This window comes from Streptomyces sp. S6 (assembly GCF_054880855.1).
Genome location: NZ_JBTYMC010000050.1, coordinates 12,755 through 32,637 on the forward strand (window position 1 = coordinate 12,755; position 19,883 = coordinate 32,637).

The window sequence follows — 19,883 nt, forward strand, 5'->3', positions numbered from 1 at the left end:
ACTCCGGGCCCGGCCAAATCCCGGACGACGTGCGCGAATTCGGCGCGGAGGGCGGGTACGGGGGGCAGGGCGCCGCCGGGTACGGCGGTGGCGGGGCGGGACAAGGACCGGGCGACGGTGGCGCCGACCAAGGACCCGGCGGCGGACCGGGCGGCGCCTTCCCCAGACGTGGCCCCTCTCCCTCCGGCTCCGTCCCCGGGGGCCACCCCCGCGCCCGGCTCGGCTCACTCCAGCGACGTGCGCCACTGCTACGGAACGAACCCGGGCAGGACTTCCGCCGTGCGGAGGAGCAGGGGACCGGCAACGGCGGTTCCCTCAACCCACCTCAAGGCCCCCGCCCGCCCCAGGGTTCCGGATACGGCGTCGGCCCCGTCCGCCGTCCCGAGGACACCGGCCCGACACCACAGGTACGGCGTCCCGCGCACGAGAGCGGTCCCGTGCCTCGGGTATCCGGCCCCGCCATCCCTCACGTACCCCTCCACGACACCGCCCCCGTCCCTCAGATGTCTGCACACGACAGCGGCCCCGTCCCCCGCGTCCCGCCACACAAGTCCCACGCTCACAACGGCAACGCCGGTCATCCCACGCCCCCCGAGCCCGCCGGACACTCCCACGCACCCCACGACGACGCTCACAGCACTCCCCCCAGTCCCCCTCCCGGCGGAGGCCACGGCGGAGGGCACGGCGACTCGCACGGCGGCGGCCATGGCGGCAGCCACTCGCACAGCCACAGTCATGGCCCCGCCGCCCCCGTCTCCCGGCACCTCCGCAAGGTCATCGGCGCGATCCTGATCCCCTTCGCGGCGGCCGTGGTCGTGGGTCTCGTGGTGCTGTGGCCCGGCGGTGCCCCGCCGCACGAGCGGACCGGGGTCGGGTTCGACCGGCAGACGCAGCAGGCGACGGTCACGAAGGTGGAGAAGCTGAGCTGCGCGTCCGTCAACGCCGGGGGCGTGCCGCCGACCGGTGACACCTCGACGGCCGAGGGCTCCTCGGCGGTGCAGGAGGCGAACGGCACCTGCAAGCGGGCGACGATCCGCGTGGACACCGGCAAGGACAAGGGCCGTACGTTCACGGAGATCGTCCAGCCCGACCAGTCACGGCAGTTGAAGCAGAACCAGAAGGTCGTCGTCGCCTACGAGCCGTCCGCGCCGAAGGACCTCCAGTACTCGGTGGCCGACGTCAACCGCCGTTTCCCGATGGCCCTGCTCGCCGGGATCTTCGCGATCGCCGTGGTGATCGTCGGCCGACTGCGGGGTGTCATGGCGCTGGTCGCGCTGGCGATCAGCTTCCTGGTCCTGAACCTCTTCGTCCTGCCCGCCATCCTCCAGGGCTCGAACCCGCTGGTCGTGGCGGTGGTGGGGGCGAGCGCGATCATGCTGATCGCGCTCTACCTGTGTCATGGCCTCTCGGCGAGAACCTCGGTCGCGGTGCTCGGCACGCTGATCTCACTGCTGCTGATCGGCGTCCTGGGCTCGCTGTTCATCGGCTGGGCCGCCCTCACCGGCAACACGGACGACAACACTGGTCTGATCCACGGCCTGTACCCGTCGATCGACATGAGCGGTCTGCTGCTCGCCGGCATCATCATCGGCTCGCTCGGTGTCCTGGACGACGTGACGGTCACCCAGACCTCGGCGGTGTGGGAGCTGCACGAGGCGAATCCGTCGATGGGGTGGCGCGGGCTGTACCGGGCGGGCATCCGGATCGGCCGCGACCACATCGCGTCCGTCGTCAACACGCTCGTCCTCGCCTACGCGGGCGCCGCGCTCCCTCTCCTCCTGCTGTTCTCCATCGCCCAGAGCAGCGTCGGCGCGGTCGCCAACAGCGAGCTGGTCGCCGAGGAGATCGTCCGCACCCTGGTCGGTTCGATCGGTCTGGTCGCCTCGGTCCCGGTCACCACGGCCCTCGCCGCCCTGGTCGTCTCGGCGGACCGCCCCGACACCAAGCAGACGCCGGCTTCGGCGACACCGGAGGCTCCGGCGCGGGGAGGACACGGGCGACGCCGCAAGCGGTGAGCGCCTCAGTCGGGGCGGTCGTGCAGATGCCGGCCGGGCTACGGGGGACGACGCCGAGACGGTCGTCCCCCGTAGGCCGTGAGGCCCCACACCCCACGCCCCAGAAGAACCGTTTCCCCATCTGTCCCGGCCCGCTGAAGCGTTTCCCCGCCCAAGCGGCTCCGCCGGCCTCACCCCGCGCTCTGTTCCTCCGCCAGGATCCGCCCCAACGCGTCGTCGAGATGGGCGTCGAAGTCGGCGAAGGACGCCTCCTGGCCGAGGGGGACCACGCGGTCCGTGCGGTCGAGGAAGGCGATGAGGGGGGCGGCTGAGGAGCGGAATACCGCCTGGTCGGCGCCGACCTGAAGGCGGATCAGGACCTCGCCGAGGGACTCGGGACCGGCCGGGGCCACCCGGACGTCGCCCTCGCCGCACGGCCGCCCGACCCCGTCGATCAGCAGCTCGCGCCCGAACGTCCAGGTCACGGGGGCGTCACCGGGCAGATGGAAGGTGAGCCGGACGGCATACGGGTCGTACGACTCGTATGCCAGCTCCACCGGGATGCGGAACGAGAGCTCCTCGGAGACGAGGAAGCTCATCATGACCTCTGCCTGAACTGTCTGTACGGACTCGCGCATCGCCTTACCCGTCTGTGCCGTCGACTGGCCGGGAATATACCTCTGACTCTGCAACGCATCTTGCTGAACGTACACAATGAATCACAAGCAGTGATTTTTCAGATGCTGATAGAGAGCGCGAGCGTCCCCACTGCCCGCCCGACCTCCCGCTCCAGCTTCCGTACGGCCGGAAGCAGCCGTTCGGCCTGCCGCACCGGCAGGGAGATCGCGACCGTCGCGACCGTCGCCCCCAGCGTGATCGGCAGCGCCGCGCAGACCGCGCCCAGCAGGTACTCCTGACGTTCGGTCACCGCTTCCGTGCGCCGCGCCCCGGCGAGCCGGCGCAGCAGACTGTGGCCGTCGCGGACGGTGTACGGCGTGAGGGTCTGGGCCGGATACCGGTCGAGGTGGTCGCGGCGGGCCCGCTCGTCCAGCTGGGACAGCAGGCACTGCCCGATCGCGTGCGCGTGCCCGGTCTCCCGGAAGTCGGCCCACTGCTCGACGGCGGGGGACTCGGGGGTGTCGGCGACGTACAGCGTCTCGATCTCGCCGCCCTGGTAGACGGCGTAGTAGACGGGCGCTCCGATCGTGTCCCGCCACTGCGCGAGCGTGTCGACGATCGTGCTGCGACGTTTCTGCGCGGCTCCCGCCGAGGCCAGCCGCTCGGCCGCCTCACCGAGGAAGAACAGGCCCTTGTCCCGTCGGAGATAGCCCTCGTGGACGAGGGTGCGCAGCAGGTGGTAGGCGGTGGGGAGGGCGAGGCCGGTCTCCCGGGCCAGTTGTTTGGCCGGGGCACCGTACGTATGTGCCGCGACGCTCTCCAGGAGGCGCATGGCGCGCTGGACGGAACCGATGAGGGTGGTCGTGGGGTGCGGTTGTTCGGGGACGGCCGCCGGGGCGGCGCGTGGTCGTGGAGGGTGAAGGGGGGTGGCGGGAGGGGAGGTGTCAGCCGTGGCCAAGAGGCACTTCCGAAGCACGAGGGGTGGTCCGTGCGGGGTCGTCCCCGCGTCGAATTCCGGACTCTAACGGCCCGAAACGGGCCGCCACCGCGCTGCGCGGGAAACTTCCCCCGCCCGAGGGAACCGGCGTTCCCTGTTACCACTCCCCGGTGCCCCGGACGGCCCTCCGGCCGTCACCAGTCGCTGCGGGAGGAGGAACTCGACGTGAACTTCCGTACGACGTAGACCAGTCCGCCGACCAGGGCGACGAAGACCAGCACCTTGAACAGCAGGCCGATCACGAACCCGACGACGCTCGCTATCAGCCCGCCGAACACGACGAGGGCGATGACCGGCACCGCCACCCACTTCACCCACCACGGCAGTCCTGCCAGGATCTCTCGCATCGCCCTTGTCTCCATCTGTGCGCCGGCCGGCGGCCCTTTCGGCCACCGGCCCTTTCGGATGTCTTCGATGCTAGATCCCCGAGGGGGCCTCGCGGGGGCCTCGCACCCCTTGTCCTCCCCTGACCCGTCCCCTAGGGGAAGAGGCGGTTCCGACGTCCGCTGCGAGGTGGAGACGCGGCCCCGTGTCTCAGCCTTCCGGCGGGGAGAACACCACGAGCACCCGCAGGTCCTCGCTGATGTGGTGGAACTTGTGGGCGACCCCGGCCGGTACGTAGACCACGCTGCCGCGCGCCACCTCCGTGGTCTCCATGCCGACGGTGATCGACGCGCGCCCGCTGACCACGAAGTAGACCTCGTCCTGGTTGTGCGGGTTCTGCGGGTCGTGGGTACCGGCGTCGAGCGCGTACAGACCGACCGACATGTTCCGCTCGTGCAGGAACTGCAGGTAGGCACCGTCGTTGGCGGCTCGCTCCGCCTCCAGTTCGTCCAGCCGGAATGCCTTCATCGCCCTCATCCCGCTCATGGCCCGTGTGGGCCGTCGATCTCTCTGGAACGATCAGACACATGAAGATTTTCGTAGTCAAGACGATCGCCAACGCGGGCGCCCTGGCGGTCGCCGTCTGGCTGCTGGACAAGATCACCCTGACCGGTGACAGCACGGGTAAGAAGGTCGGCACCCTGCTGATCGTCGCGCTGCTCTTCGGCCTGGTGAACTTCCTGGTCAAGCCGGTCGTGAAGGTGCTCACCTTCCCGCTGTTCATCCTGACGCTCGGTCTGATCACCTTGGTCGTCAACGCCCTGATGCTGCTGCTCACCTCGTGGCTGGCCGACAAGTTCGACCTGAGTTTCCACGTGGAGGGCTTCTGGACGGCCGTCGTGGGCGGTCTGATCATCTCCGTCGTCTCCTGGGCGCTGAACCTCGCCCTGCCCGACGGGGACTGACTCCCCGATGGCCTATCGCGTCTGTTTCGTCTGCACCGGCAACATCTGCCGCTCGCCGATGGCCGAATCGGTGTTCCACGCGCGCGTGGAGGACGCCGGGCTCGGTCACCTCGTCGAGGTCGACAGCGCCGGTACGGACAGCTGGCACGAGGGCGAGGACGCCGACCCGCGCACGGTCGCCGTCCTCCGGGAGCACGGATACGCCGCCGGCCACACGGCACGCCGTTTCGTCCGCTCCTGGTTCGCGGATCTCGATCTCGTGATCGCCCTCGACTCCGGCCATCTCAAGGCCCTGCGCCGGCTCGCCCCGACCCCTCAGGACGCCGCGAAGGTACGCCTCCTGCGCGCTTTCGACCCAGCCGCGGACCCGGACGACCTGGACGTCCCCGACCCGTACTACGGGGGCCGGGAGGGCTTCGACGAGTGTCTTGAGATGGTGGAGGCGGCGAGCGACGGTCTGCTCGCCGCCGTACGGCAGGACCTGGAAGGACGGACGACATGAGCGACACAGGCGCCCCCGGGGCAATAGGCGACGGCACGCGCGCGGTGCGTGCCGGGCTGCCCGAGCCCGTCAAGTACGAGCCTGCGCTGCCCGGACCGGTCTTCGCCGCCCACTACCACCTCCCCGGCGAGCCGACCGGCCCGTACACCTACGGCCGCGACGAGAACCCCACCTGGACGCTCCTGGAGCGTGCCGTGGCCGAGCTGGAGGCGCCCGGCGAGGACGGCGTCGAGACCCTGGCGTTCGCCTCCGGGATGGCGGCGGTCTCGGCCGTCCTCTTCTCCCAGCTGCGCTCCGGCGACACGGTCGTCCTCCCCGACGACGGCTATCAGGCGCTGTCCCTGGTCCGCGCCCAGTTGGAGGCGTACGACATCGCGGTGCGCACCGCGCCGACCGGCGGGGACGCGCAGCTGGAGGTGCTGGACGGGGCGAAGCTGCTGTGGATCGAGACGCCGTCGAACCCGGAGCTCGACGTGTGCGACATCCGGCGGCTCGCCGACGAGGCGCACGCGCGGGGTGCCCTGGTCGCCGTCGACAACACGCTCGCCACGCCGCTCGGACAGCGCCCGCTGGAACTCGGCGCGGACTTCTCGGTGGCGAGCGGCACGAAGCAGCTCAGCGGGCACGGTGACGTCCTCCTCGGGTACGTCACGGGCCGCGCGGGGGAGGCCCTGACGGCCGTCCGCCGCTGGCGCAAGATCGTCGGGGCGATCCCGGGGCCGATGGAGGCGTGGCTCGGGCACCGGTCGCTGGCGACGCTGGCGCTGCGCGCGGAGCGGCAGAGCACGACCGCGCTGGCCGTCGCCGAGGCGCTGAAGGGGCGTCCGGAGGTGCTGGCGCTGCGGTATCCGGGGCTGCCGGACGACCCCTCGCACGAGGTCGCCTCACGGCAGATGCGCCGCTACGGGTGTGTCGTGTCGTTCACCCTGGACTCACGCGCGCGTGCGGAACGCTTCCTGGAGGCCCTGCGGTTCGTGGACGACGCGACGAGCTTCGGCGGTGTGCGCTCCTCGGCCGAGCGGCGCGGGCGCTGGGGCGGTGACGCGGTCCCGGAGGGCTTCGTGCGGCTCTCGGTCGGCACCGAGGACACCGAGGATCTCGTGGCGGACGTGCTGCGGGCCCTGGAGGAGTCGGCTCGCTGAGGCTGCCGAGCGCGAGGGCGGGGGCGGGGGCGGGGGCGGGGCAGGGTCGGGGAGGCCGTCCGGGCCGACGTGGTCGGCGGACGGTCCGAGCCTCCCCCCTCGTGGTTCGGACCGTCCTCGGTTCCGCGCCACCCCCCAGGTGCTGTGCGCCGAGAACCGCGCGAACAAGGCTAGTTGACTCAGTGTCAGTGTCCAATCACAGTAGCGACAGCAAGCTATCCGCATATTTATGGTTGTGCCCTGCGTCAGCACCGGGAGGGGAGCGGGCCATGGATCTGGCCTTGCTGCGCACCTTCGTGACCGTGCACCGGGCCGGATCCTTCACCCGTGCCGCCGCGCTGCTCGGTCTCTCCCAGCCCGCCGTCACCTCACAGATCAGGACCCTGGAACGGCAGGTCGGCCGCCCGCTGTTCCTGCGCCAGGCCCGGGGCGTCACCCCGACGACGATCGGCGACGAGCTCGCCCACAAGGCCGCCCCGCACCTCGACGCACTCGTGCAGATCGCCGAGACCGGCCTTGACTCGGACTCCTCGCTGCGCACCCTGCACCTTGCCGGACCACCCGAGTTCACCGCCGAACAGGCCCTGCCCGCGCTCACCGAACTCACCGGCGAGGACGGCCAGGGGCTGGCCCTGCGTGCCTCCTTCGGCACCGCCGAGGAGGTCCTGGAGGGGCTCGCCGCCGGACACCACGACCTCGCGATCAGCACGGCCCGCCCCCGCGGCATGCTGCTGACCGCCACCCCGCTGTGCGACGAGGAGCACGTCCTGATCGCCGCCCCGCGCTGGGCCGCGCAGATCAGCGCCGGCGATCCGTACCCCACGGACGGCTCCGCCCTGGAGAACCTGCCCGTCGTCGAGGTCCACGAGTCGCTGCCCCTCGTCGCCCGCTACTGGGCCTCCGTCTTCGACTCCCTCCCGGCCGCCTCCGGCACGGTGATCGTCCCCGACCTGCGAGCGGTCCTGGCCTGCACGGTCGCAGGCGCCGGGGTCACGGTGCTGCCCCGCTATCTCTGCGCGGGCGCCCTGGAACGCGGAGAGGTCGTCGCTCTGCACGATCCGCCGGTGCCGCCGCTGCGGACGTACTTCCTGGTCGTGCGCACAGGGACGCTGGCGATGCCGCACATAGCGCGGGCGTACGAGCGGCTGCTGAGAGCGGGGGCGGAGTGGCGGTGAGGCCCTCCGCGGCGGCGGGTGTTTCACGTGAAACCACAGGGGATGTTTCACGTGGAACCAAGCGGGCCACATTCCTCCCATGACCGTCCGACCCGTGGTCAAACGCACCGCCCGCGCCGTTCTCCTGGACGGCGACGACCTGGTCCTGATCAAGCGCACCAAGCCCGGCATGGACCCCTACTGGCTCACCCCCGGAGGGGGCGTCGAACCGTACGACGAGACCGTCGTGGAAGCCCTGCACCGCGAGGTGCACGAGGAACTCGGCGCGAAGATCACCGATGTAGTCCCCTGCTTCGTCGACACCGTCGAGCACATCGGCGCGGACGGTGGCGCCACCGGAGTGAAGGTGCAGCACTTCTTCGTCTGCCACCTCGCGTCCATGGACCCTGCCCTGCGACACGGCCCCGAGGTCGACGAGCCCATCGGGGAGTACGAGATCGTCCGCGTGCCGTTCACCCGGGTCGGGATCGCCTCCGTCCATCTCGTGCCGCTGTCGCTGCGGCACTATCTGGACGGCAACATCGAGGGCGTCCGCGCGATGCACGCGCCCGACCTCGGTTAACCGGCGGCGACCAGCTCAGCCACCGAGTCGTGCCGTATCCGTTCCTTCGGTATGCCCACACCGCGCAGGGCGTCCACACCGCTGCGGATCATGCCGACCGGGCCGGAGAGGTAGGCGTCGTACTCGTCCCAGGGGCCGAATGTACGGATCGCGTCCGGCAGTTGGAGCAGGCCGTGCTTGTCGACCACCGGACGGACCTCCAGCCAGGAGTGGGACTGCTTGAGCCGGAGCATCGTGTCGATGTCGTAGAGGTCGTGGTCGGTGCGGGCGCCGTAGAAGACCTCCATCCGGCGCCGGGTGCCGTGTTCGGCGACGTCCTCGACCAGGGCCTTGATGGGCGCGATGCCGGTACCGCCGCCGAGGCAGAGCAGCCCGCTGTCACGCGTGTGGTCGATCGTCATCGACCCGGCCGGCGGGCCCAGCCGGATCACGTCACCGGGCTGGGCACGGTGCACGAGTGCGTTGGAGACCCAGCCCGCCGGGATCGCCTTCACGTGGAACGAGAGCAGTCCGTCGGAGCGGGGCGCGGAGGCGAAGGAGTAGTGCCGCCAGATCCGCGGCCACCACGGCGTCTCCAGGCTCGCGTACTGCCCGGCGAGGAACGGGTACGGCTGGTTCGGCCGGACGGTGAGGATCGCGATGTCCTGCGTCCTGAGCTCGTGCGAGACGACCTCTGCCTGCCACCAGGCCGGTGCGCGCAGTTCGTCGACGGCCGCCGCGTCGATCATCACCTGGGAGATCGTCGTGTACGTCCGCACCCAGGCGGCCTCCGTCTCCGGCTCCCACACGGAGTCGGCGTACTTGGCGAGCGACTCGATGAGGCACTCGCCGACGGCGGGGTAGTGCTCGGGCCGGGTGCCGTACTTGCGGTGCCCCCGCCCGAGGTTCTGGAGATAGCCGACGAGCACCGGTGTGTTGTCGATGTGCTCGGCGGCCGTCAGCAGCGCCTTCAGCAGTCGGTCGCGCTGGGCGTCCATCGCGGGCGGGAAGAGCGGGCGCAGGTCCGGGTGGCGGACGAAGAGCAGCGCGTAGAAGTACGAGGTGACCTTGTCGGACACGTCACCGATGGCAGCCATGGTCCGGCGGATCAGCACGGCGTCCGGAGAACCCTCGGCGACGGGCTGCGGTTCGCTGACCGGCAGCTCCTCGGGGTTGAACCCCGGGGAGGGCTCCGTCCGGAGCGGGTCTGCGGCGGACGGCCGGGGGAAGTCTGCTGCGGGCCGGAAGGCATCCGGCACGAACGAACCGGCGGGCTCGGAGGGCTGAGGGTCGTTCTGGAGAGGCTCTGCCTCGGGCCGTGGGGCGTCCTGGACAGGCGTGAAATGGGCCTCTTCTTCGGGCCGAGCGTCGTGCGAAGCGGGCGCGAGGAGGTCCTCGGCTTCTGCCGGGAGGCTCTCCGGGGCGGGTGTCCGGGGGAACTCTGTCTCGGTCGGCAGGATCGCCGAAGGGAACGGCCGGGAGAACGTGTCCTGGGCGGGCGACTCGAAGGAGTCGGCCTCGGGATACGCGGCGGGCTGGGGGGACGTCCGCGGGGCCTCCGTGAAGGCCGGTCGGGGCTGCTCGGCAGGCGTCGGGCGGAGGGCTTCAGCCGGCGAGGGACCACTCGGGGCCGTGCGCTGGGCCGGTACCTGGAGGGGCTCGGACGCGGTGTGCGAGGCGTCGGTGTACGAGCGGGACGGTATGGGGGACACCAGGGGCGGCACCGCCGTCGCGGGCGCCGGTATGAGCTTGGGGAGCACGGTCATGGCCGTCGGCTCGGAGGGTGCCGGTGTCTGCGGCGGGCTTGTTCGGGCCTCGGCGTCTGCTTGGCCGACGTGCTGGGGCGCGGCCTCGGCGGGCGTCGCCGTACCGCGGCCCACGGGGCGCAGCCCGGCCAGCCGCCTGCCTTCGGTGCCCTGCGGTTCGGTGCCTTGCGGCTCGGTACCGGGAGCCGACGACGGCTGCTTGCGCGGCTTGAACCAACCGTCCCCGCCGCCGGACGTGCCGTTGTCGGCCGACGTGGTGACCGGAGCATCCATGGTGTGCCTCGCCTCGAACATCTTTCGGTCGGTCTGCACTCCCTCCTCGGGAAGTGCCTGCTCCCCCACAACGGCCGTGCCTATCGGTCAGGTTCCTCAGCCGCTTCGCCCACTGGGCAGCATCCCACCCCCACCCGGATGCTCTGGCCGTATCACCGCGAATGCGGGCCCTCGATCGCTCCGTCCCTCTAGGCTTCGTCACCTCAATCGGAGTCGACCATACCGGCCGCAGTCGACCACACAACCCCCGCCTTCCCCTCACCGGGGTCTTACCCAGGGGCGATTCGGTGTTTCACTCAACTACCGGGCACGGCACGCCACTTCGTGGACATCCCACAGCTCCCTCCTTCAGCCCACGGCACGATTCCGCCGTCCTACGGCCCTTCGGCCACCGATGTTTCACGTGAAACACCCTCTGCCATTGCTGGTTTCACGTGAAACAACAAGTGTCCCTCCTAGTCGCCTGGCACGTTCCCACGGCATGGCCAAAACCACGTGTGCCTCCTGGGAAACAGGTGGACGCCGGACGCACCGGTCGGACAGCCTGACCTGCGTGTCGACTCCTTCCCCCACCGCTCTTCCCATCCGCCGTCTGACGCGCCGTGACCTTCTCGCGTGCGCGGACTTGTCCGAGGATCGGGGGTGGCCGCGCGAGGAACACAAGTGGGGCCTCCTCCTCACCGCTGGGAAGGGGTACGGCATCGACGCCCCTGACGGCGGTCTGCTGGCCGCGTGCGTCGTCACCGACTACGGCCCTCAGGAGCGCCCCGACCTGGCGGCGATCGGCATGGTGCTCGTCGCCGAGCGGCACGCCCGGCAGGGCGCCGGACGCCGGTTGATGCGGCACGTCGTCTCGGTGATGGGCACGACTCCGCTGACCCTGCACGCGACGCCGAACGGCCGCCCGCTGTACGAGGAGCTGGGCTTCAAGGTGACCGGCGGGGCCGAGATGCTGGTCGGCCACCTCACCCCGGCCGGGGCCCCGCCCTCGGTGGCCACCAGGGCGGCGACGGCCGAGGACCTCACGGAGATCCTGCGGCTGGACGAGGGGGTGTTCGGCTCCGACCGGACCCACATGATCACCCGGCTGCCCGCCTTCGCCGACCAGTTGAGGGTCGCGACGGCCGACGGCCGGATCATCGGCTACGCCGCCGCCTGGCCCAACATGGACACGCACGTCGTGGGCCCGCTGATCGCCCGCGACACGGAGACCGCGAAGGCCCTGGTCGCCTCCCTCGCCGCCCACACCGGCCGTCCGCTGCGCACCGACATCGACGTACGGCACGAGGAACTGCTGGCCTGGCTGAAGGGCCGGGGTTTGGCGTCGGTCGCCTTCAACGCCGTGATGACGTACGGGATTCCGGAACTCCCGGGCGACTGGACCCGGCGGTTCGCTCCGCTGACGGTGGCGGCGGGCTGAGTCGACGCGTCGAGGCCGGTCCCCCTGGCTCTTCGGGGGACCGGCCTCGGTGGTTCGGCGGTGTGCCGGGGTCAGTGATGGGCTGTGGTCGGCTGCGGGGTCTGCTCTGTCCGCGCCCCCGCGATCACCGTGCTCGGAGTGCCGTCGCGGCGTTCCAGAGCGGCCGAGAGGACCGCGAGGAGGAGGGCGGACACGGCGAGGGCGGCGCCGACCCAGTTCGGGGCGGTGTAGCCGTGGCCCGCGTCGATGACGAGGCCGCCGAGCCAGGCCGCGAGGGCGTTGCCGAGGTTGAAGGCACCGATGTTCACGGCCGAGGCCAGCGTCGGAGCGCCGTGGGCCTGGTCCAGGACACGCTTCTGGAGCGGCGGCACGGTCGCGAAGCCCAGGGCACCGATCAGGGCGATGGTGACGGCCGCGAGCGCCTTGTGGTGGGCGGTGAGGGTGAAGAGGGCCAGGACGACCGCCAGGGCGCCCAGCGAGACGTACAGCATCGGCATGAGGGCGCGGTCGGCGTACCGGCCGCCGACGAGGTTCCCCGCGACCATGCCGAGGCCGAAGAGGACCAGCAGCCAGGTGACGGAGCCGTCGGCGAAACCGGTGACATGGGTCATCATCGGCGCGATGTAGGTGACGGCCGCGAAGACGCCGCCGAAGCCGAGGACGGTCATCGCCATGGCGAGCAGGACCTGGGCGTTCTTGAAGACGGCGAGTTCGTGCCGGAGGTGGACCCCTTCGGGCTTGGGCAGGTCGGGGACGAGGCGGGCGACACCGGCCAGGCCGAGCACGCCCAGGGCGGCGACGAGCGCGAAGGTGGCACGCCAGCTGACGTGCTGCCCGACGAGCGTGCCGAGCGGGACACCGACGACGTTGGCGACGGTCAGGCCGGTGAACATCATCGCGATGGCGCCGGCCTTCTTGTCGGGGGCGACCAGGTCGGCCGCGACGACCGCGCCGATGCCGAAGAAGGCGCCGTGGGCGAGCGAGGCGACCACGCGGCCGACGAGCATCACGGAGAAGACGGGGGCGGCGGCGGAGAGCACGTTGCCCACGATGAACAGCCCCATCAGCAGCATCAGCATCCGCTTGCGGGGGACTTTGGTGCCGAGGGCGGTCATCAGCGGGGCGCCGATCATCACGCCGAGGGCGTAGCCGGTCACGAGGTAGCCCGCGGTGGGGATGGAGACCCCGTAGTCGGCGGCGACCTCGGGCAGCAGCCCCATGATCACGAACTCGGTCGTGCCGATGCCGAAGGCCCCGATCGCGAGAGCCAGAAGCGCGAGAGGCATGGAGGGTGACACCTTCCCTTGTTGATTGCATGAGCATTGATTGCGCGAGCGGCTTACCTTCCAAAACAATACTTGCAGACGCGCTATATCTGCAAGCGCACACTATTGCGATGCTGCCCTATCCTGGGAGCACCGCCCGGGACGGAGGGAAGAACCCATGACCGCGACCGACCCCGCACTGACCGCCCTCGCCCAGGGCTGGTGCGCCCTCTCGCTGCTGCACGGAAGGATCGAGGGGAACATCGAGCGCGCCCTCCAGACCGGCCACGAGCTGAGCGTGCGCGAGTACTCCCTGCTGAACGTGCTCAGCCGGCAGCACGACGGGGACGGCGGCCATCTCCAGATGAAGCAGGTCGCCGACGCGGTCGTCCTGAGCCAGAGCGCGACCACCCGCCTGGTGACCCGGCTCGAAGACCGCGGACTCCTGGAGCGCTACCTCTGCCCCACCGACCGCCGGGGCATCTACACGAACGTCACCGAGGCGGGGCTGAAGCTGCTGGAGGAGGCGCGGCCGACCAACGACCGGGCGCTGCGCGAGGCGCTCGACGAGGCGGCCAAGGACCCTGAACTGGCCTCGCTCGTAGGGGTCATGGAGGCCCTGAAAGCGCCCGTCACCCCGTAGAACGCGCACGTAGGCTTCTGGCCATGGGAGACCTTGGAACATCCGGCCTGACCATCCGGGACGCCCGCATCGACGACCTTCCGGCGATCGTCGCCCTCCTCGCGGACGATCCGCTGGGCGCCCAGCGTGAGTCGCCGGACGACCTCACGCCCTACCTGGCCGCCTTCGAGCGGCTCGACCGAGACCCTCACCAGCACCTGGTGGTCGCCGTCCGCGAGGGCCAGGTCGTCGGGACGCTCCAGCTCACGATCGTCCCCGGACTCTCCCGCAAGGGCAGTACGCGTTCGATCATCGAGGCCGTGCGGGTCCGGGGCGACGAACGCGGCAGCGGGCTGGGGACACGGTTCGTCGAGTGGGCGGTCGAGGAGTCCCGGCGGGAAGGGTGCCAGTTGGTGCAGCTGACCTCGGACGTATCGCGGGTCGACGCGCACCGGTTCTACGAGCGGCTGGGGTTCGTGGCCTCGCATGTGGGGTTCAAGCTGGCGCTGTGAGGGCGTCTGGGTGTTTCACGTGAAACAGGAGCCTTTGATGCCTGGGGTGTGTTTCACGTGAAACACACCCCCGTTCCACCTCAGCCGATCCCCCGCCATCCCTCCGGATCGACCCCGCCGGGCACGGCGGTCTCGTCGTCGTACGGCTCACGGGTGAACACGAACGAGCCGAGGTCCAGGTGGCTCAGGGTTCCGTCCGGGCGGCGTACGGGCGTCAGGCGTTCCCCGGCGTAGTAGCCCTCCAGACCGGTCCAGGTGCCGTCGCCGTTCGGCTCGAAGCGGGACTGGCGGCCGGCGCGGGCGAGGGGGAGCAGGGAGAGCAGGCCGTCCGCGGTCCAGCGCAGGGCGAATCCGTGGGTTCCCCAGTACCACGGGCCGACCAGCTCCAGGACGCCCGGATCGACGGCCTGGAGCGGCTTCCAGGGCTCCGGGACACGGGGTTCGGCCTCCGCGACGATACGGACGAGATCGGCGCCCAGAGAGGCCAGGAGCGGCCCCGAGGTGCAGTTGGCGAGGGCGACCGCGGCGACGTCGTCGGCCACGGCGAGGGTGAGGTTGGCGAGGTAGCCCGGGAGGGAGCCGGAGTGGCCCACGAGGAGGCGGCCGTCCTGGTGCTGGACCTGGAGCCCGAGGCCGTACCCGGCCCCCACGGCGAGATCCATGGTCTCGGACGGCACCGCCGGGGCGCGCATCTCCCGTACCGTCCCGGCGCTCAGCACCCGGTCGTCTCCGTTCGCCAGGAACACGGCGAACCGCGCCAGGTCCCGGGTCGTCGACCAGAGCTGTCCCGCCGGGGCCATCCTGCCGAGGTCCTCCACGGGTTCCGGAAGCAGCGCGTCGGCCCAGGGGTGCACCGCCCAGCCGCCCGCGTACGGCGTCTCGGGGCGAGCGCCCGTCCGGTCGAGGCCCAGAGGTTCGAGCACTTCACGCCGGAGTACGTCCTCCCAGGGGGCGCCCCTCAGCTCCTCGACCAGCGCGCCGAGCAGGGTGTAACCGGGGTTGGAGTAGTGGAACCGCCGTCCGCCGGGGTGGAGTGACGGCCGCTCGCCCAGCACATCGGCGAGTGCGGGCCGCAGCTCCCCCGGCGTCCGCTCCCACCAGGGCCCCGGCGACTCCGCGGCCAACCCGCCGGTGTGCGCGAGGAGTTCGGCGACGGTCACCTCCCCCACCCCGGTGCCGGGCAGGTGCTTCTCCAGCGGGTCACCGAGGTCGAGCAGCCCTTCGTCCCGCAGCCGCATCACGAGGACGGCGGTGAACGCCTTGGTGATCGACCCGATCCGGTACTGCACGTTCCCGTCAGGTCCGTGCCCGTCGACCGAGGTACGGGACCCCTCCCACACCACTTTCCCGCCCCGCACGACGGCGGCGACGAGCGACGGGGCCCGCCCTTCGGACTGGGCGAGGGCGATGCGGTGCAGCAGCGCGCGCCGGGTGGCGGGCAGCAGCTCTTCCTGAGGTGTCGTCATGGACCCCAGTGCATCAGGTCTGTGCCATGTCCACGAAACGAGAATAGTGACCCTGAAAGGCGACGGTGATCGTGGCCGTCGGGCCGTTTCGGTGCTTGCCGACGATGATGTCTGCCTCGCCCGCGCGGGGGGACTCCTTCTCGTAGGCGTCCTCGCGGTGCAGGAGGATGACCATGTCGGCGTCCTGCTCGATGGAACCGGACTCACGGAGGTCGGAGACCATCGGCTTCTTGTCGGTGCGCTGTTCGGGACCTCGGTTGAGCTGCGAGAGCGCGATGACCGGGACTTCGAGTTCCTTGGCGAGGAGCTTGAGGTTACGGGACATGTCCGAGACCTCCTGCTGACGGCTCTCGGAGCGTCCCTTGCCGCCGGCCTGCATGAGCTGGAGGTAGTCGATGATAACGAGCTTGATGTCGTTGCGCTGCTTCAGGCGCCGGCACTTCGCGCGGATCTCCATCATCGAGAGGTTCGGCGAGTCGTCGATGTAGAGGGGCGCCGCGGAGACCTCGGGCATACGGCGCGCTAGCCGTGTCCAGTCCTCGTCGGTCATCGTGCCGGAGCGCATGTGGTGCAGGGCGACCCGTGCTTCGGCGGACAGCAGGCGCATCGCGATCTCGTTGCGGCCCATTTCGAGGGAGAAGATGACGCTTGCGAGGTTGTTCTTGATCGACGCCGCGCGCGCGAAGTCCAGCGCGAGCGTCGACTTGCCCATGGCGGGACGGGCCGCGATGACGATCATCTGGCCGGGGTGCAGGCCGTTCGTGAGGGAGTCGAGGTCGGTGAAGCCGGTCGGTACACCGGTCATCTCCCCGCTGCGCGACCCGATCACCTCGATCTCGTCGAGCGCGCCCTCCATGATGTCGCCGAGCGGCAGGTAGTCCTCGCTGGTGCGCTGCTCGGTGACGGCGTAGATCTCCGCCTGGGCGCGGTTGACGATCTCGTCGACGTCGTCGTCACCCGCGTATCCCATCTGGGTGATCCGCGTCCCCGCCTCGACCAGCCGGCGCAGCACCGCCCGCTCGTGCACGATCTCCGCGTAGTACTCGGCGTTCGCCGCGGTCGGCACGGTCTGGACGAGGGTGTGCAGGTACGGCGCCCCGCCCACCTTGTTGATCTCGCCGCGTTTGGTCAGCTCGGCGGCGACCGTGATGGGGTCGGCGGGCTCGCCCTTGGCGTAGATGTCGAGGATGGCCGCGTAGATGGTCTCGTGGGCCGGTTTGTAGAAGTCGTGGCCCTTGAGGATCTCGACGACGTCGGCGATGGCGTCCTTGGACAGGAGCATGCCGCCGAGGACGGACTGCTCGGCGTCGAGGTCCTGCGGCGGGACGCGCTCGAAGGCCGCCGCGCCGTCCCACTCGCCGTCCTCCCGGCCCCGCTCGTGCTGGTCGTCCCGGCCGCGCCTGCCCTCGCCCCGGCCTCGGCCGCCCCCCTCGCCCCGGCGACGCGTCGAGGGGAGACGATCGCTGGGGCCGCTGTCCGCCCACGGGTCGTCCAAGGGCTCGGAAATGCTCACCGAGCGACCTCCTCCCGTCCGCCGAGCGGACCTCGCCGTGCCTTCATTTCTACGGCACGGCACTGACAAATGAGAGGCCCGACTCCGGTTGCGGCGCGTCGGTTTTGCGGGGGTTTCCCAGGCCGACGGACGGAGCGGGCGCCGGACCACGTTAGGCCCGTATGCACCGTCAGCCAATCTGGTTATCCACAGGCCATGTGGACGACGGCCCGGATGCTGTGGACAACTCCTCGAAACCTGTGCACGAGCCGGTGGACAGTGCTGTGAACAAGCCCTCGACTTTTTTTCCCGACCCCCTCTGACCTGCAACGTTCCCATCCACTGGCTGTGCAGAAGAAAAACTTTCCCAGTCGGCCCAAGATGACCTCGAACAGCGCACGAAAGGACACGGAGCGAGACGATCAGTAAGGACTCAATCCGTATTGCGACTCTTACCTGTGGACGATTAGATTGGTGTTCATGACATCGGCCCCCACGACCACCAAGGCCACCGGACGCCGGCACGACCGAGAGATCGTCGCGCTGGCCGTCCCCGCCTTCGGCGCACTCGTCGCCGAGCCCCTCTTCGTCCTCGCCGACAGCGCGATCGTGGGCCACCTCGGCACGGCACAGCTCGCCGGGCTCGGTGTCGCCTCCGCCCTGCTGACGACCGCCGTCAGCATCTTCGTGTTCCTCGCCTACGCCACCACGGCCGCCGTCGCACGCCGAGCGGGCGCCGGTGACCTCGCCGCCGCGATCCGCCAGGGCATCGACGGCATCTGGCTCGCCCTGCTGCTCGGCGTCGGCGTGATCATCGCCGTCCTGCCCTCCGCTCGCGTCCTGGTCGACCTCTTCGGCGCCTCCGCGACGGCCGCGCCCTACGCGATCACCTATCTGCGCATCGCCGCCCTCGGCATACCGGCGATGCTGATCGTCCTCGCCGCGACCGGTGTCCTGCGAGGCCTCCAGGACACCAGGACCCCGCTCTACGTCGCCGTCGCGGGCTTCGTCGCCAACGCGGGCCTGAACGCCGGGCTCGTCTACGGCGCCGATCTGGGCATCGCGGGTTCCGCCTGGGGCACCGTCATCGCACAGTGGGGCATGGCCGCCGCCTATCTCGTGGTCGTCGTCCGGGGCTCCCGTCGGTACGGGGTCTCGCTGCGTCCGGACGCCGCCGGGATCAAGGCCTCAGCGCAGGCCGGGGCTCCCCTGCTGGTCCGTACGCTCTCCTTGCGGGCCATGCTGATGATCGCGACCGCGGTCGCCGCGCGGCTCGGGGACGCGGACATCGCCGCCCACCAGATCGTGCTGTCTCTGTGGAGCCTGCTCGCCTTCGCCCTCGACGCCATCGCGATCGCCGGGCAAGCCATCATCGGCCGGTATCTGGGAGCCGGTGACGCCGAGGGCGCCCGGCGCGTCTGCCGACGCATGGTGGAGTGGGGCATCGCTGTCGGCGTCGGCCTCGGCATCCTCGTCGTCCTCACCCGCCCCCTGTTCCTCCCCCTGTTCACCAGCGACTCCGTGGTGAAGGACGCCGCTCTCCCCGCCTTGATCATCGTCGCCCTCTCCCAGCCCGTCAGCGGCATCGTCTTCGTCCTCGACGGCGTCCTCATGGGCGCGGGCGACGGCCCCTACCTGGCGGGCGCGATGCTCCTGACTCTGGCGGTCTTCACCCCGGCGGCCCTGCTCGTACCGGTCGTGGGCGGCGGTCTGACGGCCGTCTGGGGAGCGATGACGCTGATGATGACGATCCGCATGCTGACGCTGTGGCTGCGTACGCGTTCGGGCCGCTGGGTGGTGACGGGAGCGACGCGCTGAGCGTTTCACGTGAAACATCGGCTGGTTTCACGTGAAACATCGCTCCTCCGAGCACACGAAAAGGGGCCGTACCCATCGGGTACGGCCCCTTTCTCAGCTACTCAAGCCGAGCACCGCGTCACGCGGCAACGACCTCGATGCTGACCTTGGCGGCCACCTCGGGGTGCAGACGCACGGTCGTCTCGTGGGCGCCCAGGGTCTTGATGGGCGTGCCGAGCTCGACGCGGCGCTTGTCGACCTTCGGGCCACCGGCGGCGGCGATCGCCGAGGCGACGTCGGCCGGGGTGACGGAACCGAAGAGACGGCCGGCGTCGCCGGAGCGAACGGCCAGACGGACCTTCACACCTTCGAGCTGGGCCTTGACGCTGTTGGCCTGCTCGATGGTCTGGATCTCGTGGATCTTGCGAGCGCGACGGATCTGCTCGACGTCCTTCTCGCCACCCTTGGTCCAACGGATCGCGAAGTTCCGCGGGATCAGGTAGTTGCGAGCGTAGCCGTCCTTGACGTCGACGACGTCACCCGCGGCGCCGAGGCCGGAGACCTCGTGAGTGAGGATGATCTTCATGTGTCGGTCACCCTTCCTTTATCGCGCCTGGGCGGTGTACGGCAGCAGCGCCATCTCACGGCTGTTCTTGACGGCCGTGGCGACGTCACGCTGGTGCTGCGTGCAGTTGCCGGTCACGCGGCGGGCACGGATCTTGCCGCGGTCGGAAATGAACTTCCGCAGCATGTTCGTGTCCTTGTAGTCCACGTACTGGACCTTGTCCTTGCAGAAAGCGCAGACCTTTTTCTTAGGCTTGCGCACAGGCGGCTTCGCCATGGTGTTTCTCCTGTGTGATCAAGAAGTTGGGGTAAGCCCGCCCTAGAAGGGGGGCTCGTCCGAGTAGCCGCCGCCGGCCTGGCCGCCGCCGGAGTTTCCACCCCAGCCGCCGCCACCGCCCTGGTTGCCGCCGGCGGGAGCACCGCTCGCCCACGGGTCGTCGGCCGGAGC

Annotated in this window: 20 protein-coding genes; 10 read left to right on the top strand and 10 right to left on the bottom strand. The window is 70.4% G+C overall.

Going from position 1 to position 19,883, the window contains the following annotated elements; all coding sequences use genetic code 11:
* The first annotated feature begins 503 nt into the window (after positions 1 to 503).
* Positions 504 to 2,015 carry a YibE/F family protein gene (locus ACVNF4_RS09900; RefSeq protein WP_461802340.1) on the top strand — a complete coding sequence of 504 codons (1,512 nt, stop codon included), beginning with the start codon at positions 504 to 506 and terminating at the stop codon, positions 2,013 to 2,015.
* 170 nt (positions 2,016 to 2,185) lie between these two features.
* Here ACVNF4_RS09900 and ACVNF4_RS09905 read toward each other — a convergent pair whose 3' ends face one another.
* The 4 genes from ACVNF4_RS09905 to ACVNF4_RS09920 form a co-directional block, all read right to left on the bottom strand.
* The gene (locus ACVNF4_RS09905; RefSeq protein WP_461802341.1) at positions 2,186 to 2,632 is read right to left on the bottom strand and encodes an SsgA family sporulation/cell division regulator; all 447 of its coding nucleotides are present in this window, start codon (positions 2,630 to 2,632) and stop codon (positions 2,186 to 2,188) included.
* A 98-nt stretch (positions 2,633 to 2,730) separates the two neighbouring features.
* Positions 2,731 to 3,570 (bottom strand): IclR family transcriptional regulator, encoded by an 840-nt coding sequence (locus tag ACVNF4_RS09910; protein ID WP_461802342.1) that lies wholly within the window; start codon positions 3,568 to 3,570, stop codon positions 2,731 to 2,733.
* A 173-nt stretch (positions 3,571 to 3,743) separates the two neighbouring features.
* Positions 3,744 to 3,956, bottom strand: a complete 213-nt coding sequence (locus tag ACVNF4_RS09915; protein WP_461802343.1) for a DUF5326 family protein — start codon at positions 3,954 to 3,956, stop codon at positions 3,744 to 3,746.
* 187 nt (positions 3,957 to 4,143) lie between these two features.
* The gene (locus ACVNF4_RS09920) at positions 4,144 to 4,461 is read right to left on the bottom strand and encodes a cupin domain-containing protein (protein WP_461802357.1); all 318 of its coding nucleotides are present in this window, start codon (positions 4,459 to 4,461) and stop codon (positions 4,144 to 4,146) included.
* 59 nt (positions 4,462 to 4,520) lie between these two features.
* On the opposite strand from ACVNF4_RS09920, the gene ACVNF4_RS09925 reads away from it, so the two are divergent.
* The 5 genes from ACVNF4_RS09925 to ACVNF4_RS09945 all read left to right on the top strand — a co-directional run bounded on the left by ACVNF4_RS09925 (position 4,521) and on the right by ACVNF4_RS09945 (position 8,279).
* The gene (locus ACVNF4_RS09925; RefSeq protein ID WP_461802344.1) at positions 4,521 to 4,898 is read left to right on the top strand and encodes a phage holin family protein; all 378 of its coding nucleotides are present in this window, start codon (positions 4,521 to 4,523) and stop codon (positions 4,896 to 4,898) included.
* 7 nt (positions 4,899 to 4,905) lie between these two features.
* Positions 4,906 to 5,400, top strand: coding sequence for a low molecular weight protein-tyrosine-phosphatase (locus ACVNF4_RS09930; RefSeq protein ID WP_461802345.1), 495 nt, complete (start codon positions 4,906 to 4,908; stop codon positions 5,398 to 5,400).
* A complete protein-coding gene (locus tag ACVNF4_RS09935; protein ID WP_461802346.1) occupies positions 5,397 to 6,542 on the top strand; it encodes a cystathionine gamma-lyase in 1,146 nt (381 codons plus the stop codon). Before ACVNF4_RS09930 ends, ACVNF4_RS09935 begins: the two co-directional genes overlap by 4 nt.
* Before the next feature lie 269 nt (positions 6,543 to 6,811).
* Positions 6,812 to 7,717 carry a LysR family transcriptional regulator gene (locus ACVNF4_RS09940; RefSeq protein WP_461802347.1) on the top strand — a complete coding sequence of 302 codons (906 nt, stop codon included), beginning with the start codon at positions 6,812 to 6,814 and terminating at the stop codon, positions 7,715 to 7,717.
* Between the two features lie 79 nt (positions 7,718 to 7,796).
* On the top strand, positions 7,797 to 8,279 hold the full coding sequence (locus ACVNF4_RS09945) for an NUDIX domain-containing protein (RefSeq protein WP_461802348.1): 483 nt from the start codon (positions 7,797 to 7,799) through the stop codon (positions 8,277 to 8,279).
* On the opposite strand, the gene ACVNF4_RS09950 is transcribed toward ACVNF4_RS09945, so the two are convergent.
* Positions 8,276 to 10,297, bottom strand: a complete 2,022-nt coding sequence (locus ACVNF4_RS09950; RefSeq protein WP_461802358.1) for a globin domain-containing protein — start codon at positions 10,295 to 10,297, stop codon at positions 8,276 to 8,278. The genes ACVNF4_RS09945 and ACVNF4_RS09950 overlap by 4 nt on opposite strands.
* Before the next feature lie 553 nt (positions 10,298 to 10,850).
* Between ACVNF4_RS09950 and ACVNF4_RS09955 the strand changes: the two genes are divergently transcribed.
* Positions 10,851 to 11,717: a GNAT family N-acetyltransferase gene (locus ACVNF4_RS09955; protein ID WP_461802349.1), complete on the top strand. Its 867-nt coding sequence runs from the start codon at positions 10,851 to 10,853 to the stop codon at positions 11,715 to 11,717.
* A gap of 71 nt (positions 11,718 to 11,788) precedes the next feature.
* On the opposite strand, the gene ACVNF4_RS09960 is transcribed toward ACVNF4_RS09955, so the two are convergent.
* The gene (locus ACVNF4_RS09960) at positions 11,789 to 13,003 is read right to left on the bottom strand and encodes an MFS transporter (protein ID WP_461802350.1); all 1,215 of its coding nucleotides are present in this window, start codon (positions 13,001 to 13,003) and stop codon (positions 11,789 to 11,791) included.
* A gap of 157 nt (positions 13,004 to 13,160) precedes the next feature.
* Here ACVNF4_RS09960 and ACVNF4_RS09965 point away from each other — a divergent pair, with 157 nt between their 5' ends.
* Both ACVNF4_RS09965 and ACVNF4_RS09970 read left to right on the top strand, forming a co-directional pair.
* On the top strand, positions 13,161 to 13,625 hold the full coding sequence (locus ACVNF4_RS09965) for a MarR family winged helix-turn-helix transcriptional regulator (RefSeq protein ID WP_461802351.1): 465 nt from the start codon (positions 13,161 to 13,163) through the stop codon (positions 13,623 to 13,625).
* Between the two features lie 23 nt (positions 13,626 to 13,648).
* A complete protein-coding gene (locus tag ACVNF4_RS09970) occupies positions 13,649 to 14,116 on the top strand; it encodes a GNAT family N-acetyltransferase (RefSeq protein ID WP_461802352.1) in 468 nt (155 codons plus the stop codon).
* An 80-nt stretch (positions 14,117 to 14,196) separates the two neighbouring features.
* On the opposite strand, the gene ACVNF4_RS09975 is transcribed toward ACVNF4_RS09970, so the two are convergent.
* Both ACVNF4_RS09975 and dnaB read right to left on the bottom strand, forming a co-directional pair.
* Complete coding sequence (locus tag ACVNF4_RS09975; RefSeq protein WP_461802353.1) at positions 14,197 to 15,582, bottom strand: serine hydrolase domain-containing protein; 1,386 nt, start codon at positions 15,580 to 15,582, stop codon at positions 14,197 to 14,199.
* Between the two features lie 13 nt (positions 15,583 to 15,595).
* Positions 15,596 to 17,095: a replicative DNA helicase gene (gene dnaB, locus ACVNF4_RS09980; RefSeq protein WP_461802354.1), complete on the bottom strand. Its 1,500-nt coding sequence runs from the start codon at positions 17,093 to 17,095 to the stop codon at positions 15,596 to 15,598.
* 459 nt (positions 17,096 to 17,554) lie between these two features.
* On the opposite strand from dnaB, the gene ACVNF4_RS09985 reads away from it, so the two are divergent.
* Positions 17,555 to 18,892: an MATE family efflux transporter gene (locus tag ACVNF4_RS09985; RefSeq protein WP_461802355.1), complete on the top strand. Its 1,338-nt coding sequence runs from the start codon at positions 17,555 to 17,557 to the stop codon at positions 18,890 to 18,892.
* Between the two features lie 118 nt (positions 18,893 to 19,010).
* Here ACVNF4_RS09985 and rplI read toward each other — a convergent pair whose 3' ends face one another.
* Positions 19,011 to 19,457: a 50S ribosomal protein L9 gene (gene rplI, locus ACVNF4_RS09990; RefSeq protein WP_461802356.1), complete on the bottom strand. Its 447-nt coding sequence runs from the start codon at positions 19,455 to 19,457 to the stop codon at positions 19,011 to 19,013.
* An 18-nt stretch (positions 19,458 to 19,475) separates the two neighbouring features.
* Positions 19,476 to 19,712, bottom strand: coding sequence for a 30S ribosomal protein S18 (gene rpsR / locus ACVNF4_RS09995; RefSeq protein WP_010354088.1), 237 nt, complete (start codon positions 19,710 to 19,712; stop codon positions 19,476 to 19,478).
* Between the last annotated feature and the right edge of the window lie 171 nt (positions 19,713 to 19,883).

Coding starts and splice junctions, on each gene's coding strand:
- ACVNF4_RS09900 (WP_461802340.1), top strand. CDS start 504: ATGTCTGCACACGACAGCGGCCCCGTCCCCCGCGTCCCGCCACACAAG.
- ACVNF4_RS09905 (WP_461802341.1), bottom strand. CDS start 2,632: ATGCGCGAGTCCGTACAGACAGTTCAGGCAGAGGTCATGATGAGCTTC.
- ACVNF4_RS09915 (WP_461802343.1), bottom strand. CDS start 3,956: ATGCGAGAGATCCTGGCAGGACTGCCGTGGTGGGTGAAGTGGGTGGCG.
- ACVNF4_RS09920 (WP_461802357.1), bottom strand. CDS start 4,461: ATGAAGGCATTCCGGCTGGACGAACTGGAGGCGGAGCGAGCCGCCAAC.
- ACVNF4_RS09925 (WP_461802344.1), top strand. CDS start 4,521: ATGAAGATTTTCGTAGTCAAGACGATCGCCAACGCGGGCGCCCTGGCG.
- ACVNF4_RS09930 (WP_461802345.1), top strand. CDS start 4,906: ATGGCCTATCGCGTCTGTTTCGTCTGCACCGGCAACATCTGCCGCTCG.
- ACVNF4_RS09935 (WP_461802346.1), top strand. CDS start 5,397: ATGAGCGACACAGGCGCCCCCGGGGCAATAGGCGACGGCACGCGCGCG.
- ACVNF4_RS09940 (WP_461802347.1), top strand. CDS start 6,812: ATGGATCTGGCCTTGCTGCGCACCTTCGTGACCGTGCACCGGGCCGGA.
- ACVNF4_RS09945 (WP_461802348.1), top strand. CDS start 7,797: ATGACCGTCCGACCCGTGGTCAAACGCACCGCCCGCGCCGTTCTCCTG.
- ACVNF4_RS09950 (WP_461802358.1), bottom strand. CDS start 10,297: ATGGATGCTCCGGTCACCACGTCGGCCGACAACGGCACGTCCGGCGGC.
- ACVNF4_RS09960 (WP_461802350.1), bottom strand. CDS start 13,003: ATGCCTCTCGCGCTTCTGGCTCTCGCGATCGGGGCCTTCGGCATCGGC.
- ACVNF4_RS09965 (WP_461802351.1), top strand. CDS start 13,161: ATGACCGCGACCGACCCCGCACTGACCGCCCTCGCCCAGGGCTGGTGC.
- ACVNF4_RS09970 (WP_461802352.1), top strand. CDS start 13,649: ATGGGAGACCTTGGAACATCCGGCCTGACCATCCGGGACGCCCGCATC.
- ACVNF4_RS09975 (WP_461802353.1), bottom strand. CDS start 15,582: ATGACGACACCTCAGGAAGAGCTGCTGCCCGCCACCCGGCGCGCGCTG.
- ACVNF4_RS09985 (WP_461802355.1), top strand. CDS start 17,555: ATGACATCGGCCCCCACGACCACCAAGGCCACCGGACGCCGGCACGAC.
- rplI (WP_461802356.1), bottom strand. CDS start 19,457: ATGAAGATCATCCTCACTCACGAGGTCTCCGGCCTCGGCGCCGCGGGT.
- rpsR (WP_010354088.1), bottom strand. CDS start 19,712: ATGGCGAAGCCGCCTGTGCGCAAGCCTAAGAAAAAGGTCTGCGCTTTC.